This is a genomic window from Streptomyces rhizoryzae (assembly GCF_023155275.1).
Taxonomy (GTDB): domain Bacteria; phylum Actinomycetota; class Actinomycetes; order Streptomycetales; family Streptomycetaceae; genus Streptomyces; species Streptomyces rhizoryzae.
In genome coordinates, this window is sequence record NZ_JALMUV010000011.1 from 54,950 (window position 1) to 70,271 (window position 15,322).

14 protein-coding genes and 1 riboswitch are annotated in these 15,322 nt (G+C 75.5%); of the genes, 9 read left to right on the forward strand and 5 right to left on the reverse strand.

The window, feature by feature from the left end; all coding sequences use genetic code 11:
- Positions 1–61: 61 nt before the first annotated feature.
- The 3 genes from fabI to MUU72_RS11915 are packed head-to-tail and all read left to right on the forward strand — an operon-like array spanning position 62 to position 2,835.
- Complete coding sequence (gene fabI, locus MUU72_RS11905; protein WP_248013152.1) at positions 62–832, forward strand: enoyl-ACP reductase FabI; 771 nt, start codon at positions 62–64, stop codon at positions 830–832.
- A 6-nt stretch (positions 833–838) separates the two neighbouring features.
- Positions 839–1,345, forward strand: a complete 507-nt coding sequence (locus tag MUU72_RS11910) for a MaoC family dehydratase (protein ID WP_248013153.1) — start codon at positions 839–841, stop codon at positions 1,343–1,345.
- Positions 1,342–2,835: a class I adenylate-forming enzyme family protein gene (locus MUU72_RS11915; protein WP_248013154.1), complete on the forward strand. Its 1,494-nt coding sequence runs from the start codon at positions 1,342–1,344 to the stop codon at positions 2,833–2,835. Before MUU72_RS11910 ends, MUU72_RS11915 begins: the two co-directional genes overlap by 4 nt.
- 370 nt (positions 2,836–3,205) lie before the next feature.
- Here MUU72_RS11915 and MUU72_RS11920 read toward each other — a convergent pair whose 3' ends face one another.
- The 3 genes from MUU72_RS11920 to MUU72_RS11930 form a co-directional block, all read right to left on the reverse strand.
- A complete protein-coding gene (locus tag MUU72_RS11920; protein ID WP_248013155.1) occupies positions 3,206–3,700 on the reverse strand; it encodes a DUF6344 domain-containing protein in 495 nt (164 codons plus the stop codon).
- A gap of 309 nt (positions 3,701–4,009) precedes the next feature.
- Positions 4,010–4,441 carry a DUF5994 family protein gene (locus MUU72_RS11925; RefSeq protein ID WP_248013156.1) on the reverse strand — a complete coding sequence of 144 codons (432 nt, stop codon included), beginning with the start codon at positions 4,439–4,441 and terminating at the stop codon, positions 4,010–4,012.
- A 76-nt stretch (positions 4,442–4,517) separates the two neighbouring features.
- Positions 4,518–4,754, reverse strand: coding sequence for a hypothetical protein (locus MUU72_RS11930; protein WP_248013157.1), 237 nt, complete (start codon positions 4,752–4,754; stop codon positions 4,518–4,520).
- A 513-nt stretch (positions 4,755–5,267) separates the two neighbouring features.
- On the opposite strand from MUU72_RS11930, the gene MUU72_RS11935 reads away from it, so the two are divergent.
- The 4 genes from MUU72_RS11935 (at position 5,268) to MUU72_RS11950 (ending at position 8,692) form a co-directional block, all read left to right on the forward strand.
- Positions 5,268–5,738 carry a BlaI/MecI/CopY family transcriptional regulator gene (locus MUU72_RS11935; protein ID WP_248013158.1) on the forward strand — a complete coding sequence of 157 codons (471 nt, stop codon included), beginning with the start codon at positions 5,268–5,270 and terminating at the stop codon, positions 5,736–5,738.
- A 3-nt stretch (positions 5,739–5,741) separates the two neighbouring features.
- Complete coding sequence (locus MUU72_RS11940; RefSeq protein WP_248013159.1) at positions 5,742–6,707, forward strand: M56 family metallopeptidase; 966 nt, start codon at positions 5,742–5,744, stop codon at positions 6,705–6,707.
- A gap of 200 nt (positions 6,708–6,907) precedes the next feature.
- Positions 6,908–7,102: a hypothetical protein gene (locus tag MUU72_RS11945; RefSeq protein WP_248013160.1), complete on the forward strand. Its 195-nt coding sequence runs from the start codon at positions 6,908–6,910 to the stop codon at positions 7,100–7,102.
- A 255-nt stretch (positions 7,103–7,357) separates the two neighbouring features.
- The gene (locus MUU72_RS11950; protein WP_248013233.1) at positions 7,358–8,692 is read left to right on the forward strand and encodes an LCP family protein; all 1,335 of its coding nucleotides are present in this window, start codon (positions 7,358–7,360) and stop codon (positions 8,690–8,692) included.
- A gap of 61 nt (positions 8,693–8,753) precedes the next feature.
- Here the strand turns inward: MUU72_RS11950 and MUU72_RS11955 are convergent, their stop codons facing one another.
- A complete protein-coding gene (locus MUU72_RS11955; RefSeq protein ID WP_248013161.1) occupies positions 8,754–9,038 on the reverse strand; it encodes a DUF1876 domain-containing protein in 285 nt (94 codons plus the stop codon).
- A 240-nt stretch (positions 9,039–9,278) separates the two neighbouring features.
- Between MUU72_RS11955 and MUU72_RS11960 the strand changes: the two genes are divergently transcribed.
- Together MUU72_RS11960 and MUU72_RS11965 are read left to right on the forward strand one after the other, a co-directional pair.
- The gene (locus MUU72_RS11960) at positions 9,279–10,013 is read left to right on the forward strand and encodes a DUF4097 family beta strand repeat-containing protein (protein WP_248013162.1); all 735 of its coding nucleotides are present in this window, start codon (positions 9,279–9,281) and stop codon (positions 10,011–10,013) included.
- Between the two features lie 102 nt (positions 10,014–10,115).
- The gene (locus tag MUU72_RS11965) at positions 10,116–11,351 is read left to right on the forward strand and encodes an MFS transporter (protein ID WP_248013163.1); all 1,236 of its coding nucleotides are present in this window, start codon (positions 10,116–10,118) and stop codon (positions 11,349–11,351) included.
- 139 nt (positions 11,352–11,490) lie between these two features.
- Here MUU72_RS11965 and cobN read toward each other — a convergent pair whose 3' ends face one another.
- Positions 11,491–15,093 (reverse strand): cobaltochelatase subunit CobN, encoded by a 3,603-nt coding sequence (cobN, locus tag MUU72_RS11970; RefSeq protein ID WP_248013234.1) that lies wholly within the window; start codon positions 15,091–15,093, stop codon positions 11,491–11,493.
- 34 nt (positions 15,094–15,127) lie between these two features.
- A riboswitch (cobalamin riboswitch) is annotated at positions 15,128–15,276 on the reverse strand.
- Between the last annotated feature and the right edge of the window lie 46 nt (positions 15,277–15,322).

The following is a 15,322-nucleotide window of genomic DNA, read 5'->3' on the forward strand; positions in this document are numbered from 1 at the left end:
CCGGGTGCGTGCGGCGGCTCCGCGGTCGGCGAGGAGTCAGGATGAGTCGGACGGAGAAGCGATGAGTGGTCTGCTCGACGGAAAGCGGCTGCTGATCACCGGTGTGATCACGGAAAGCTCGATCGCCTACGCCGTGGCCCGGCTCGCCCAGCAGGAGGGCGCCCGGATCGTGCTGACCGCCTACGGCCGGCCCTCCCTGGTGGCCCGGCTCGCGCGCCGGCTGCCCACCGCACCGCCCGTGGTGGAACTGGACGTGACCGACGAGGAGCAGCTCGCCACCCTCGCCGACCGGGTCGGCGCCCACCTCGACGGCCTCGACGGGGTCCTGCACTCCATCGCGCACGCCCCGGCCGGCTGCCTCGACGGCGGCTTCCTGACCGCCCCCTGGCCGGACGTCGCCGGCGCCCTGCACACCTCCGCGTACTCCCTGGTGGCGCTGGCGCGGGCCTGCCGCCCGCTGCTCGGCCCCGGTTCCTCCGTGGTCGGCGTGGACTTCGACGCCTCCCGCGCCTGGCCCGGCTACGACTGGATGGGCGTCGCCAAGGCCGGTCTGGAGGCGTGCTCGCGCTACCTGGCGCGGGACCTCGGCGGCCAGGGCATCCGGGCCAACCTCGTCGCCGCCGGGCCGCTGCGCACCCTGGCCGCCAGCGGCATCGGCGGCGACGGCCCGTCCTTCGAGAAGGGCTGGTCCGCCCGCGCCCCGCTCGGCTGGGACCCGCGCAACGCCGAACCGGTCGCCCGGACCTGCCTGGCGCTGCTCTCCGACTGGCTGCCCGCCACCACCGGCGAGATCGTGCACGCGGACGGCGGCCACCACATGATCGGCGACTGAGACCCGGTGGCCGCGCACCCCACGGCCGGGCCCCCGGCGGACGGCCCGCCGGCGGCCGCCGTGACCCGTACGTACACCGTCGACCGGGACCGGATCGCCCGCTTCGTCCGGGCGCTCGGCGGCACCCCGCACCCCGCGCACACCGACCCGGCCGCCGCCCGGGCGCTCGGCCACCCCGACGTGATCGCCCCGCCCACCTACCTCGCCGTCCTGGCCGCCGGGGCCGAGGACGAACTCCTCGCCGGGCAGCCCGCGTTCACCGCCGACGGCGCCGTCCACCGCGCCCAGTCGGTGCGGCTGGCCCGGTCCGTGCACGCCGGGGAGACGCTGCGCGCCACGGTCCGGGTCGCCGGCGCGGCCGACCGCGCCGGGCGCCCGCAGCTCACCCTGGAGTGCGCCTTCCACACCCCCGACGGCACCTGGGTGGCCACCACCACCTCGTCGCTGCTGGGCCCCGCCACCGCGGGCCCGGACCGGCGGCCCCTCGACCCCACGGGAACGGAGCACCCATGACCGACACCCTCGCGCCCGCCCCGCCGCTCGCCGCGGCCCGCCTGGTCGACGGCGCCGGTGCCCCCGCGGACCCCGCCGCCCGCCTGGCCGGGGCCGCGCTCGACCACCGGATCCTGGCCGCCGCCCAGGCGCTGCGGAACCTCGGCGTCCGCCCCGGCGACCGGGTCCTGGTCCAGGGCGACAACAGCACCGCCTACGTCGTGACGCTGCTGGCCCTGATGCACCTGGACACCTCCCTGGTCCCGCTGGACCACCGCGTCCCGCCGGCGGACGCCGCCGCGGCCGCCCGCCAGGCCGGTGTCCGCTGGCAGGTCACCGCCGATCCCGCGGCGGCCCTCCCCGGCCTGCCCGCCGACCGCGTCGTCCGCTACCCGCGGCTCGCCGCCGACGCCCCGCCGCCGTCCGCGGGCGCCGTGGACCTCGGCCCGTGGTTCCGCCGCGGCGACGCGCTGGTGCTGTGGTCCTCCGGCACCACCGGGCGCCCCAAGGGCGTGGTCAAGTCCGGCCCGGCGGTGCTCGACAACTCGCTGCGCACCATCGAGGCCATGGGCTTCCGCGCCGACGACGTCATGGCACCGCTGCTGCCCTTCTCCCACCAGTACGGGCTCTCGGTGATCCTGCTGTGGTGGCTGGCCCGGTGCACCCTGGTGGTCACCCCCTACCAGCGGCTGGACACCGCGGTCGGGCAGGCCGCGGCGCACGGCGCCACCGCCGTCGACGCCGCCCCGTCCACGTACCACTCGCTCCTGGGCGTGCTGCGCCGCCGCCCCGAGGCGCGCAGCGCACTCGCCGGCGTCCGCATCTGGGGCGTGGGCGGCGCCCCGCTGCCCGCCCCGCTGGCCGAGTCGTTCCGCGCGGCGATGGGCCGCCCGCTGCTGGACGGCTACGGCCTGACCGAACTCGGCAATGTCGCGCTGGCCACGCCCGACGTGCCGCACGGCTGCGGGCGTCCGCTGCCCGGCGTGCGGCTGCGCGTGACCCGTCCCGACGGCACGGTCGCCGATCCCGGCGAACTCGGCGCCATCGAGGTGCGCTCCCCCGGCCTGATGGCCGGCTACTTGTCGGCGGACGGCTCGCTCGCACCGGCCGACCCGGACGCCTGGTACCCGACGGCCGACCTCGGCAGCGTCGGCGCGGACGGCATCGTACGGGTGGTGGGCCGCAATCAGGCCGTGCACCGGCTGGGCTTCACGCTCTACCCCGAGAGCCTGGAGCGCCGGGCCGAAGCCTGCGGCCGTCCGGTCAAGGTGCTGGCCGTCCCCGACCAGCGCCGGGGCAGTGCGCTGCACTTCGTCGTCGCGGACCCCGGTGGCGAGGCGCCGCTCACCTGGCGCCGGCGGCTCGCCCCGCACCTGGCGGAGTACGAACAGCCCAACGCGGTCCATGTCGTCGACCGCTTCCCGCTCACCCCGAACGGAAAGCCCGACACCCGCGAACTCCGCGCCCGGCTGGGCCTGGCGCCGGCCCCGGCCCCCGGCTCCGGAGGCTGAACGGCCGCCTGCCGTACGCCGTTTCACGTGAAATAACGGCCTTCGGCCCGCGATCAAAGTCTGTGGGTACTGCTGGTGGTGCTGCTGGTGGTACTGCTACTGCTGTTGCTGGTCCTGCCGCTGGGCCCCCTGCTCCTGCCGGCGGTGCCAACCGTTCCCGTGGCTCCGGTCGTTCCGGCTGTTCCCGTGGTTCCCCTGGTTACGGGGGTGCGGCTGCGGATCCGTCTCCGCCGCGGTTGTCCTCGTCGTTTCCCGCTGGGCTCGTGCCGCGGGCGGTGCGGTGTCAGGGCCGCGCGTGGTGGCCTCGTGCGGCGGCACGGCTGCGCGGTGGTGCCGCGGATGCGGCAACGCGGCTGTGGCCGGGGCCGGTTCAGACGGCACGGGCGGCCGTGTGGGCGCGGCGGGCCGCGGGAACGGCCGCCGCGGAGCCGGCGTTCGGGGCGGTCCCGGACGGGGCGGTGCACAGCGGCTGGACAGCGGCGGCACGGCGGCGGCGGGAGGTGGGCGAGGCACCGTGGGCCTCGGCGCGGATCCGCTGCTTGATGGTCGGCGGCAGCGTCGGCAGCGGGAAGCGGCGGCGGACCGGTGCGGCCTGCCCGTAGCGGGGCGCGGTGCGCGCGGCGGGGACGAACGGCCGGACCGGTTCCGCCACGGGGGCCAACGGGCCCGGATGGTGGTCCGGTTCGCCGTCGCCGTCCGCCGCGGCCCGTACCGTGCCCGGGGCGCTGCTGCCCGGGGTGCGCTCGTGGACGGCGGCCTCCCGGCGGGCCGCGGAGGCGGCGGCGGAGACCCCCAGTGACGCCAGCAGCTTGCCCAGCACCGCAAGGCATGCCGCCCAGAACTTCATGACCTTGGTCGCAGCCATGGTCCCTCGCTTTCGGTCGGGGTCCCCGAGCCAGGGAACCCACGCGTTCCTTCTGTTGCGTTTTCTTATGATGAGTACGCAATGGGAGGATTCACGGACCGACGCCCCCGGATCGGCGTTCTTCCGATGAACACCACCCGTCCGCAGTAGCCACCGCCGCAAAGGCGCAGGCCGGGGCGGGACCGGGGGACGGCGGGACGGGGCGGGCGGGGCGCCGCGGGCGCGGCCGGGCGGTCCCGGCGGATGCGCGGGCCCGGGTCCCGGGTTATGCAGGTGACCGGCGCGTACACGTCCGGAGCCGGTCCGGCCTCAGGCCGGAGCCGGCTCGCCGGTCCGCGCCATCTCCGCCAGCGCCCGCACCGCGGCGGCCTCCGGTGTCGCGGGCGGCAGGAGCAGCAGGTCCCAGCGGCCGTGGCCGGCCGAGACCAGGCAGAGGGTGTCCGGGCCGGGACGGTTGGCGGTGCGGCGCAGCCGGACGACGTGGCCGGCGGCGAGGATCCGGCCGGGCAGCGCGGACCAGCCGGTGCCGTTCACCGTGGCATGGGTGATCCGCGGCCAGTCGAAGGGCAGCGCGGCCAGGAGTTCGGGGAGTTCGGCGGCCAGGTCGGTGGAGTGCGGCCACCAGGCCCCGTCGATCCGCCGGGTCACCGGGCCGGGCGGGGCGATGGCCAGCCGGGCGACCGGCGGCGGTGCGTGGTGGTGCGGGCGGGGGTGCGGGGAGCGGCCCTCGGCAGTGGTCATACGGCGCTCCTGACGCGACGGGCGGCGAGCGCGGCGGCCGCGTTCGCCGGCGGGAGGGGGCCGGCGGGCGGCGGGGTCACCGGCCGCCGCGCGGCTCCCGGGAGGGCGGCGGCGGGCTGCCGGTGCGCGCCTGGGGGTCGGTGCCGGTCTCGTGCCCGTGGCGGTGGTGGAGCCGGTGCTGGAACGACTCCTTCAGGTGCGTGTACCGGTGCGGGGTGGGGCGGCCTGAGGTCTGCGCGTTGACCCGCAGGAGGAAGAGCACGCCCATCGCGATCAGGGCCAACAGCACGAGGACGCTCAAGAAGGTCTGCATGGCGCTCACCCGCATACTCCCGGACCCCCGCAACCGGGGTATACCGGGCACGCTCGACAACACTTCGCTTTCCGGTGGTTTCTCCACCGTACTCCGCACAGCGGCGGCATATCGCGCCGAAGTGGGGCATGACGACGGGGGGCGGCATCCGCAGACCTTCTACAGCGCTGTAGATTTTACTTCCGCATGGCCATACGCATGCCGGAATCATGCCCACGGCCCGCCCCGCGCATGCGCGGGGCGCGACCGACCGGCACCGGGCCGCCACCCTGCCGGGCCGGGCGCCTCGGACGTTCCCGCCGTGGCCCGCCGCGCTGCCCGTCGGCCCGGAGGCGTCCCAGGGCCCGGCGGGGTGACCACAGGTGTGGAGAAGTGAGCGGCCGGAGCGCGGCATCCCCGGCAGGTCGGGCGGTTTCGGCAGGGCCGGACGGGCCCGGTGGTGCGGGGCGGGCCGCCGTAAGATGCCCCGGCGTCCCCGCCCTCGGGACGCCCGGTACGACGGGAGGCGACGGCATGGGCGGAACACCCTTCGGAAAGGCCCTCGGCGGCGCCGGGCGGGAGCGGGCGCGGCGCGGACAGGGGCAGTTGGAGGCGCAGGTGCTGGCCGCACTGCACCAGGCGCCCGGCCCGGCCACCGCCGCCTGGGTGCAGGAGCGGCTCGGCGGCGACCTGGCGTACACCACGGTGATGACGATCCTGTCCCGGCTGCACGCCAAGGGGGCGGTCACCCGCGAGCGGTCCGGCCGGGCCTACGCCTGGACGCCGGCGGCCGACGAGGCCGGGCTCGCCGCCCTGCGGATGCGCCGCGTCCTGGACGGCGAACCGGACCGGGACGCCGTGCTGACCAGCTTCGTCTCGGCGCTCTCGGCCCATGACGAGGAGGTGCTGCGCAGCCTCCTGGACCGCGCGGGGGACGGCGGCCGGGCCGGTCCCGGCCCCGGGAGGGGCGGCGCCGGGCCGTCGGACGAAGCGCGCGGAGGGTGACCGGTGGGCGTCTTCGTCTTCCTGCCGCTGGTCCTGCCGCTGACCGCGCTGCCGATCGCCCGGCTCGCCGAACAGCACCTCCACCCCCGGGTCACGACCCGGCTGCTGACCCTGCTCGCGGTGGTGCTGGGGGTGTGCAGCACGCTCTGCCTGGGGCTGCTGATGGTCGTCGGCACCGCCCAGCTCCCCGGCAACCCGCTGCCGGACGGCTGGTCCGACCCGGAGGTGCGGGCCGCGGTGCCGTACGCCGAGGTGGCCGGGCTGGCGGCGATCTTCGCGCTGGCCGGCGCGCTCACCGGGTGCGCCACCGCGCTGCGCCGGAACCACCGGATCCGGGCGCGCGCCCACCGGGCGCTGGACGTACTGCCGGCCGGCGCCGACCCCGCGGTGCTGCCCGACGACCATCCCTACGCCTACGCGGTGCCCGGCACGCCGGCGCGGCCGGGGCGGCCGGCCCGCCCCGGCCGGATCGCGGTCTCCCGGGGCATGCTGCGCAGCCTCGACGCGGATGAGCGGCGCGCCCTCTTCGCGCACGAGCGCGCCCATCTGCGCTGCCGGCACCACCGCTACCTGCTCGCGGTGCGGCTGGCCGGGTGCGTCAACCCGCTGCTGCTGCCGCTGCGTTCCGCGGTCGCGTTCAGCGCCGAGCGCTGGGCGGACGAGGAGGCGGCGCGGGTGGTCGGCGACCGGCGGCTGACCGCGCGGGCGGTGGGGCGGGCGGCGCTGATCGCGCGGCCCGTTCCCGCTCCGCTGCCGGCGCAGTTCGCGTCGCCCGAAGCGGGGCCGGTGCCGCGGCGGGTGGCGGCGCTGCTCGGACCGGTGCCGTCGGCGCGCACCTGGCCGCCGGCGCTGACCCCGGCGGGCCTGGCCGCGCTGGTCGCGGCGGCGGGCACCGCGGCCTCCGCGCTGTCCTCGCTGAACGCGGCGGTAGCTCTGTTCCTCGTTCTGAAGGCGGCAACGCCGTGGTGAGTGCACACTGATCCCGGACTCTCCAGCGCGCCACGCGGCGGACCGCTTTTTGTGATCCGGAGCACACCAACTGACTTCTACAGTGCTGTAGAAGTTGCCGGTAGGGTTGCGGCTGACATGCGCAACGGGCGCTGCCGGAGGGGGAGATGGCGACGAGGTGCGGACCCCTGACCTGGGACAGCCCGCCTCCAGAGGCGGAGGTGCGATGGGTCTATCAGCCGGTCGAGGTCCAATACCCCGACGGTGCCTGGGAATTGGGCCGGATCTGCGCCTGGTGGACGGACGGCGCGGGCGTGCGGTGGTGCCTGCTGCGGACCGTGCCCGGCGGGAGCCGCCCGCAGTGGCGCCGCTACGACCCGGATTCCGTACGGCTGCTGCCCACCGAGGGCATCTGACCCACCGCGGCCCGCTGCCGCCCCCGGCCGAGCACGCCGGGCCCTCCCCCGTACCCGCACCCACCTCCGCTTTGCAAGACCAGCTCCAGAAGGACCAGAAGGGCCATCGGCGTGCATGACAGGCAGACGCACAGGCAGGCGGCCCGCCGGGGCGACCGGAGCGGCCGGGGCCCGGTGACGGACGGCGAGCCCGCGGCGGGCGGCCGCGCCGAACGGCGGCGGGCCGGCGGCTCCGGCAAAGCGGGGAAGACCCGGATGACCCGGCGCGGCAGGATCGTGGCCTGGACCGGCGGGGTGGTCGGGGTGCTCCTGCTCGGGACGGCCGGCGTCGGTGTGTGGGTCTACCAGCACCTGGACGGCAACATCCACGGCGCCGACGTGGGCAGCACGCTGGGCGGGGACCGGCCGGTCAACCTCAGCCCCGGCTCCAAGAACATCCTGGTCGTCGGCTCCGACAGCCGGGCGGGCACCGGCGGGAAGTACGGCAGCGGGCTGACCACCATGCAGTCGGACACGCTGATGGTGCTGCACATCTCCGCCGACCACACATGGGCCACCGCGGTGTCCTTCCCGCGCGACTCCTGGGTGCGGATCCCGGCCTGCGACAAGGGCGACGGCAGCACCTCCGCCCCGCACCACTTCAAGATCAACGAGGCGTACACCATCGGCGGCCTCAGCGGCGACGTCGGCAAAGCGGCCGCGTGCAGCATCAAGACCGTCGAGAAGAACACCGGTCTGCGCATCGACCACTTCGTCTCGGTCGACTTCCAGGGCTTCAAGGGCATGGTCAACGCGCTGGGCGGCATCGAGGTCTGCCCCAAGCACGCCATCCACGACAAGAAGGCCCACCTCGACATGGACGCCGGCTGCCAGAACGTCACCGACGAGAAGGCGCTCGGCTACGTCCGCACCCGCTACAGCGTCGGCGACGGCTCCGACCTCGGCCGGATCGGCCGCCAGCAGGAGTTCATGAAGGCGCTCGCGGCCAAGGCCCAGTCCAAGCTGACCAGCCCGACCGACCTCTACGACTTCCTGGACTCGGCCACCAAGTCGCTCACCACCGACAAGGACCTGGCCGGCATCAAGCCGCTCTACGACCTCGCCGCCACGGTCAAGGACGTGCCCTCGGACCGCCTGACCTTCCTGACCGTGCCGACCTACTCCCGCGAGGCCGACGTGCCCACCGACAAGGCGAACGTGGTCTGGCAGTACCCGCAGGCCACCGAGCTGTTCAGCGATCTCGCGCACGACCGGGAGATCGGCGCCGCCGCGAAGGCGAAGTTCGCGGAGGCCGCCAAGAACCCGGTCACCGCACGCTCGGTGCGGGTGCGGGTGCTCAACGGCACCGACACCACCGGCCTCGCCGGGGTCGCCGCCCAGAAGCTGCGCCAGCTCGGCTTCACCGTCGTCTCCACCGACAACGGCCGGCCGACCGACAAGTCCGCCATCAGCTACCCGGCCGGCCTCAAGACCCAGGCCGAGGTGCTCGCCGGCCGGCTGGCCGGCACCAAGGCGGAGGAGTCCGCCCAGGCCGCACCGGGCGCGGTGACGCTGACCGTCGGACGGGACTTCTCGCCGGGCGACTTCTGACGGCCGTGGGACGCCCGGGCGGACGGCGACCGGTCCGCCCGGGCGTCCCACGGCCGTCCGGTCAGGCGTGCAGCCGCTCGACGGGGCGGGAGGTGTGCACCTCGATGTCGTGCGCGGCGCGGTTGAGCAGCTGGTGGCTCAGGTCCGACAGCGCCCGCGCCACCGACAGCTCGTCCCCGATCGCCGGGACGTTCTCGTCCGCCGGATTGCATCTGGCGGTTCCCTCACCGACGATCTGCCCGCCCTCCTTGCCGCTCAGCCGGGCCTCCGCCCGGACCTCGCTGCCGGACTCGACGATGCGGACCTCGGCGGTCCATGTCTTCGTACCCTCACCCGTGCCGGTCACCGGAACCTCCTCGTACCGCATGGGAACACTCCCCACCACCCAGGCTCGCACCGGCGCCCGGGGGCCGCACCCGGAAGCCCGCACCCTTCCCGAGCCGGGGGACAGCCCCATGGCGGCGCCGGCCGCGGGGTCCGTAGGGTCACAGGACCGCGAGCCCCGGGCGGGCCGCGGCGCGGGCTTCGAGCACACGGTGGGGCACCCGTCCGGGGCCCCGAACCGATCCGATCGCAGGGGGACTTCATGCACAGGCGTGTCCGCTTCACCGGGGCCGCGGCAGTGGCCGGAGCCGGGGCGCTGGCCCTGGGCGCGTGCGGGCTGATACCCGGCGAGACGTTCTCCGACGACGCCGCGGTGACGCAGAAGATCACGGCGGTGCGGGTGGACACGGCCAACGGCGGAGTGACCGTGCGCGGCGGCAAGGGCGGCGCCACGGCCGGTGTGCACCGCCAGGTCACCTACCGCGGCGACCGGCCCGCGGGGCCGACGTTCCGGGTCGAGGGCGGCACGCTGGTGCTCGGCGGCTGCGGCGACGACTGCGCGGTGAACTACACCGTCGAGCTGCCCGGCACGGTGCCGGTGACCGGCGAGACCACCAACGGCGCGCTGGACCTGTCGAAGGTGGCGGCGGTGCACGTGACCACCAGTTCCGGCGACGTCGATCTGGACGAGGTGTCCGGCGCGGTGGAGGCGCGGACCACCAACGGCGGGATCACCGGGAAGCACCTGGCCGGCCACGGCATCGACGTCCGGACCTCCAACGGCGCGGTCGAGCTGCACGCCACCACCCCGCAGGACGTCCGGGCCCGGACCTCCAACGGCGCGATCACGGTCACCGTGCCGGACGCCCGCTACCGGGTCTCGGCGCAGACCGACAACGGCGGCAAGCGGATCGCGGTCCACGACGACCCGGCGGGGCGGTACCGGCTCGAACTGTCCACCGGCAACGGCGAGATCCAGGCCGGCCCGGGCAGCTGAGCCCCCGGCCGGCGCGGCCCGGCGGGACGGGCCCTTCGCGCGTGCACCGTCCCGTCGCAAAGCTGCCGGACCCCGGCGCGGCCGGCTGCTGGACTGGTCGCCATGACGACCCCCGGCAGCCCGCCGACCACCGCGACCGTCCCGCTCCCGCCCCCGGCCCGCCCGGACCGGGCACCGCTGAAGGGCCGGCTCGCCGTGCTCGCGGTGACCCTGGGCATCTTCACCATCGTCACCACCGAGATCCTGCCGGTCGGCCTGCTCACCCGGATCGGGGCCGACTTCGGGATCTCCGACGGCACCGCGGGGCTGATGATGACGCTCCCCGGGTTCCTCGCCGCCTGCGCCGCACCGGCGGTGACGGTGGCCACCGCCCGGATCGACCGGCGGCTGATGCTGTGCGCCTTCATCGCCCTGCTGGCGCTGGCGGACTTCCTCGCCGCGGCCGCGCCGGGGTACGGGACGGTGCTGTTCTCCCGGGTCCTGGTCGGGGTGGTGATCGGGGGTTTCTGGTCGATCGGGGCCGGGCTCGCCGCGCGGCTGGTGCCGCCGGAGTCGGTCGCCCGGGCCACCGCGGTGATCTTCTCGGCGGTGCCGCTCGGCTCGGTGATCGGGGTGCCCGCCGGGACCTACCTCGGCGATCTGGCCGGCTGGCGGACCGCCTGCGCCGCGGTCGGTGCCCTGGCGGTCGGGGTGCTGGTGCTGACCGCGCTGGTGACCCCGCCGCTGCCGGCCGGCCGCGCCACCGATCCGGCGCTGCTGCGGAGCCTGCTGCGCGGCACCCACACCCGCTTCGCGCTGGCGATGACGTTCCTGGCCGTGCTGGCGCACTTCGGCGCCTACACCTATGTGACGCCGTTCCTGGAACGCACCACGCACCTCGCGTCCGCCCCGACGGTGACGGTGTTCCTGCTGGTCTACGGCGTCGCGGGGGTCGCCGGGAACTTCGCCGGCGGTGCCCTGGCGGCGCGGCGGCCGCACACCCTCTTCGGAGCCGCGGCCGGGCTGCTGGCCCTGGCCACCCTGCTGCTGCCGGTCCTCGGCCGCGGACCGGCCGGCGCGCTGGCCCTGCTGGTGGTCTGGGGCGCGGCCTACGGCGCGGTGCCGGTGGCCTCGCAGACCTGGTTCGCCAGGGCGGCCCCCGGCGCGCCGGAGGCGGCTTCGGTGCTGTTCACCGCGTCGTTCCAGGCCACGCTGTCGCTGGGGGCGCTGGCCGGCGGGCTGGTGGTGGACCGTGCGTCGCCGTCGGCGGTGCTGACGCTGGGCGGTTCCACCGCGGTGCTGGTGGTGCTGCTGGCCTGGCTGCACCGCGTCAAGTACGTCGACGGGGACCGGGGCTGACGAGCGCGGCGCCCGCATGAGGACGGGTGCGGTGTTTCCCGTGAAACACCGCACAACGGCCCGGCGCGGCGCGGTGTTTCACGTGAAACACCGCTGCGTTTGCCGTGGAACACCGCTCCGCGGCGCGCCCCGGCGAGGCTCAGTCCTCGCCCTCCAGCTCGCCCTCGGTCTCCAGGAAGGCGTCCCGCAGCGCCGCCAGCGTCTCCGCGTCCGGCTTCTCCCACATGCCGCGGGACTCGGCCTCCAGGAGGCGTTCGGCGATGCCGTGCAGCGCCCAGGGGTTGGCCTCCTGGAGGAACGCGCGGTTCTCCGGGTCGAGGACGTAGGTCTGGGCGAGCTTGTCGTACATCCAGTCGGCGACCACACCGGTCGTGGCGTCGTAGCCGAACAAGTAGTCCACCGTGGCGGCGAGTTCGAAGGCGCCCTTGTAGCCGTGGCGGCGCATCGCCTCGATCCAGCGGGGGTTGACGACCCGGGCCCGGAAGACCCGGGAGGTCTCCTCCACCAGCGTCCGGGTGCGCACCGTCTCCGGCCGCGTGGAGTCGCCGATGTACGCCGCGGGGGCCTTGCCCTTGAGCGCCTTGACGGTGGCGACCATGCCGCCGTGGTACTGGAAGTAGTCGTCGGAGTCGGCGATGTCGTGCTCGCGGGTGTCGGTGTTCTTCGCGGCCACCGCGATGCGCCGGTAGGCGGTCTCCATCTCCTCGCGGGCCGGGCGGCCCTCCAGCCCCCGCCCGTAGGCGTAACCGCCCCAGACGGTGTAGACCTCGGCCAGATCGGCGTCGGTGCGCCAGTCGCGGGAGTCGATGAGCTGGAGCAGGCCCGCGCCGTACGTACCGGGGCGGGAGCCGAAGATCCGGGTGGTGGCCCGGCGTTCGTCCCCGTGCGCGGCCAGGTCCGCCTGGGCATGGGCCCGCACGTAGTTGCGGTCGGCCGGCTCGTCCAGACCCGCGACGAGCCGGACCGCGTCATCGAGCAGCCCGATGACGTGCGGGAACGCGTCCCGGAAGAAGCCGCTGATGCGCAGGGTCACATCGATGCGGGGGCGGCCCAGCTCCTCCGGCGGGACGGCCTCCAGGCCGGTGACCCGGCGCGAGGCGTCGTCCCAGACGGGGCGGACGCCCAGCAGCGCCAGCGCCTCGGCCACGTCGTCGCCGGAGGTGCGCATCGCGCTGGTGCCCCACAGCGAGAGCCCCACCGACTCCGGCCAGTCGCCGTTGTCGTCGCGGTAGCGGGCCAGGAGCGAGTCGGCGAGCGCCTGCCCGGTCTCCCAGGCGAGCCGCGAGGGCACCGCCTTGGGGTCCACGGAGTAGAAGTTGCGGCCGGTCGGCAGGACGTTGACCAGGCCGCGCAGCGGCGAGCCGGACGGGCCGGCCGGCACGAAGCCGCCGTTGAGCGCGTGCACCGCGTGGTCGATCTCGGCGGTGGTGGCGGCCAGCCGCGGGACGACCTGCCGGGCGGCGAAGTCGAGGATCGCGGCGACCGCCTCCGGGTGGCCGTCGGCGACCCGGTCCACCGCGGCCGGGTCCCAGTCGGCGTCCTCCATCGCCTGGACCAGGCCGCGGGCGGCGGACTCGGCGTCATCGGCGGCGGTGCGGGTGGCGGCCGACTCGTCCAGACCGAGCGCCTCCCGCAGACCGGGCAGCGCGGAGGTGCCGCCCCAGATCTGCCGGGCGCGCAGGATCGCCAGGACGAGGTTGACCCGGGCCTCGCCCGCCGGGGCGGCGCCCAGGACGTGCAGCCCGTCGCGGATCTGGGCGTCCTTGACCTCGCACAGCCAGCCGTCGACGTGCAGCAGGAAGTCGTCGAAGCCGTCGTCGTCGGGGCGTTCCGCCAGGCCCAGGTCGTGGTCGAGCTTGGCGGCCTGGATCAGGGTCCAGATCTGCGCGCGGATGGCGGGCAGCTTGGCCGGGTCCATCGAGGAGATCGCCGCGTACTCGTCGAGCAGCTGCTCCAGGCGCGCGATGTCGCCGTAGGAGTCGGCGCGGGCCATCGGCGGGACGAGGTGGTCGACGAGGGTGGCGTGCACCCGGCGCTTGGCCTGGGTGCCCTCGCCGGGGTCGTTGACCAGGAACGGGTAGATCAGCGGGAGGTCGCCGAGCGCGGCGTCCGGGCCGCAGGCGGCGGACAGGCCGGCGTTCTTGCCGGGCAGCCACTCCAGGTTGCCGTGCTTGCCGAGGTGGACCATGGCGTCGGCGCCGAAGCCGCCGTCCGCGGCGGGCGTGGCGATCCAGCGGTAGGCCGCCAGGTAGTGGTGCGAGGGCGGCAGGTCCGGGTCGTGGTAGATCGCGATCGGGTTCTCGCCGAAACCGCGCGGCGGCTGGATGAGGACCAGCAGATTGCCGCGGCGCAGCGCGGCCAGCACGATGTCGCCCTCGGGGTTGCGGCTGCGGTCGACGAACATTTCGCCGGGCGGCGGGCCCCAGTGCTCCTCGACGGCGTCGCGCAGCTCCTGCGGCAGGGTCGCGTACCAGCGGCGGTAGTCGGCGGCCGGGATGCGGACCGGGTTGCGGGCCAGCTGCTCCTCGGTCAGCCACTCCTGGTCGTGGCCGCCGGCCTCGATGAGCGCGTAGATCAGCTCGTCGCCGTCGCCGGACGCGAGGCCGGGCACCGGCTCGGTGCCGAAGTCGTAGCCCTCCTCGCGGAGCCGGCGCAGCAGCGCGACGGCGCTCGCCGGGGTGTCCAGGCCGACCGCGTTGCCGATCCGGGAGTGCTTGGTCGGGTACGCCGACAGCACCAGCGCCAGCCGCTTCCGCGCGGCCGGGATGTGGCGCAGCCGGGCGTGCCGGACGGCGATCCCGGCGACCCGGGCGGCCCGTTCGGGGTCGGCGACGTAGACCGGCAGGCCGTCCTCGTCGATCTCCTTGAACGAGAACGGCACCGTGATCAGCCGCCCGTCGAACTCCGGCACCGCGATCTGCGAGGCGGCGTCGAGCGGCGAGAGGCCCTCGTCGTTCTCCTCCCAGGCGGCCCGCGACCCGGTCAGGCACAGGGCCTGGAGGATCGGCACGTCCAGGGCGGCCAGCGCGCCGGCGTCCCAGGACTCGTCGTCGCCGCCCGCGGACGCCTCGGCGGGCCTGGTGCCGCCGGCGGCCAGGACGGTGGTGACGATGGCGTCGGCCGCGCGCAGCTCCTCGATCAGCTCCGGTTCGGGGGCCCGCAGCGAGGCGACGTAGAGCGGCAGCGGGCGCCCGCCGGCGTCCTCGATCCGCTCGCACAGCGCCTCGACGAAGGCGGTGTTGCCGCTCATGTGGTGAGCGCGGTAGTAGAGCACGGCCACCGTCGGGCCGCCGGCCTCGCGCGCCGTTCGCTCCAGCGGGCCCCAGGACGGCGCGGCCGCGGGCGGCTCGAAGCCGTGGCCGGTGAGCAGGACGGTGTCGCTGAGGAAGCGGGCGAGCTGGGAGAGGTTGGCCGGGCCGCCGTGCGCGAGGTAGGCGTGCGCCTCGGCCGCGATGCCGACCGGAACCGTGGACGCCTCCATGAGCTGTGCGTCGGGGGCCTGTTCGCCGGTGAGCACGACGACCGGGCGGTGCTGGTCCGCGGCCAGCAGCACGTCCAGGCCGTCCTGCCAGGCCCGGATGCCGCCGAGCAGGCGGACCACGACGAGGTCGGTGCCCTCCAGCAGCCCGGGCAGGTCGGCGACGTCGAGGCGGGCGGGGTTGGCGAGCCGGAACGGCACGGGTCCCGTGGCCGCGCGGGCGCTGAGCAGGTCGGTGTCGGAGGTCGACAGCAGCAGGATCACGGCGCGGCCCTTCCTCGGGGTGTCCACGCCCCGGGTGGTCGTATGGACGGCGGGAGTTCCTGGCTCACCCGGCGGGGCCGGGTTCACAGTGGCGGGACCGCGCCGGATTCTCACCGGGCTTCCTCCGTTGGCGCCGTCGCTGGCGTCCGGCGGGCCAGCCGACCCGCCGACCTGCATAGTAAGGGCTGCGGCCGGACCGCGGGAGCGGGCCCGGTGACCTGCCCTCCGG

Coding starts and splice junctions, on each gene's coding strand:
- fabI (WP_248013152.1), top strand. CDS start 62: ATGAGTGGTCTGCTCGACGGAAAGCGGCTGCTGATCACCGGTGTGATC.
- MUU72_RS11915 (WP_248013154.1), top strand. CDS start 1,342: ATGACCGACACCCTCGCGCCCGCCCCGCCGCTCGCCGCGGCCCGCCTG.
- MUU72_RS11920 (WP_248013155.1), bottom strand. CDS start 3,700: ATGGCTGCGACCAAGGTCATGAAGTTCTGGGCGGCATGCCTTGCGGTG.
- MUU72_RS11925 (WP_248013156.1), bottom strand. CDS start 4,441: ATGACCACTGCCGAGGGCCGCTCCCCGCACCCCCGCCCGCACCACCAC.
- MUU72_RS11930 (WP_248013157.1), bottom strand. CDS start 4,754: ATGCAGACCTTCTTGAGCGTCCTCGTGCTGTTGGCCCTGATCGCGATG.
- MUU72_RS11935 (WP_248013158.1), top strand. CDS start 5,268: ATGGGCGGAACACCCTTCGGAAAGGCCCTCGGCGGCGCCGGGCGGGAG.
- MUU72_RS11950 (WP_248013233.1), top strand. CDS start 7,358: ATGACCCGGCGCGGCAGGATCGTGGCCTGGACCGGCGGGGTGGTCGGG.
- MUU72_RS11960 (WP_248013162.1), top strand. CDS start 9,279: ATGCACAGGCGTGTCCGCTTCACCGGGGCCGCGGCAGTGGCCGGAGCC.
- MUU72_RS11965 (WP_248013163.1), top strand. CDS start 10,116: ATGACGACCCCCGGCAGCCCGCCGACCACCGCGACCGTCCCGCTCCCG.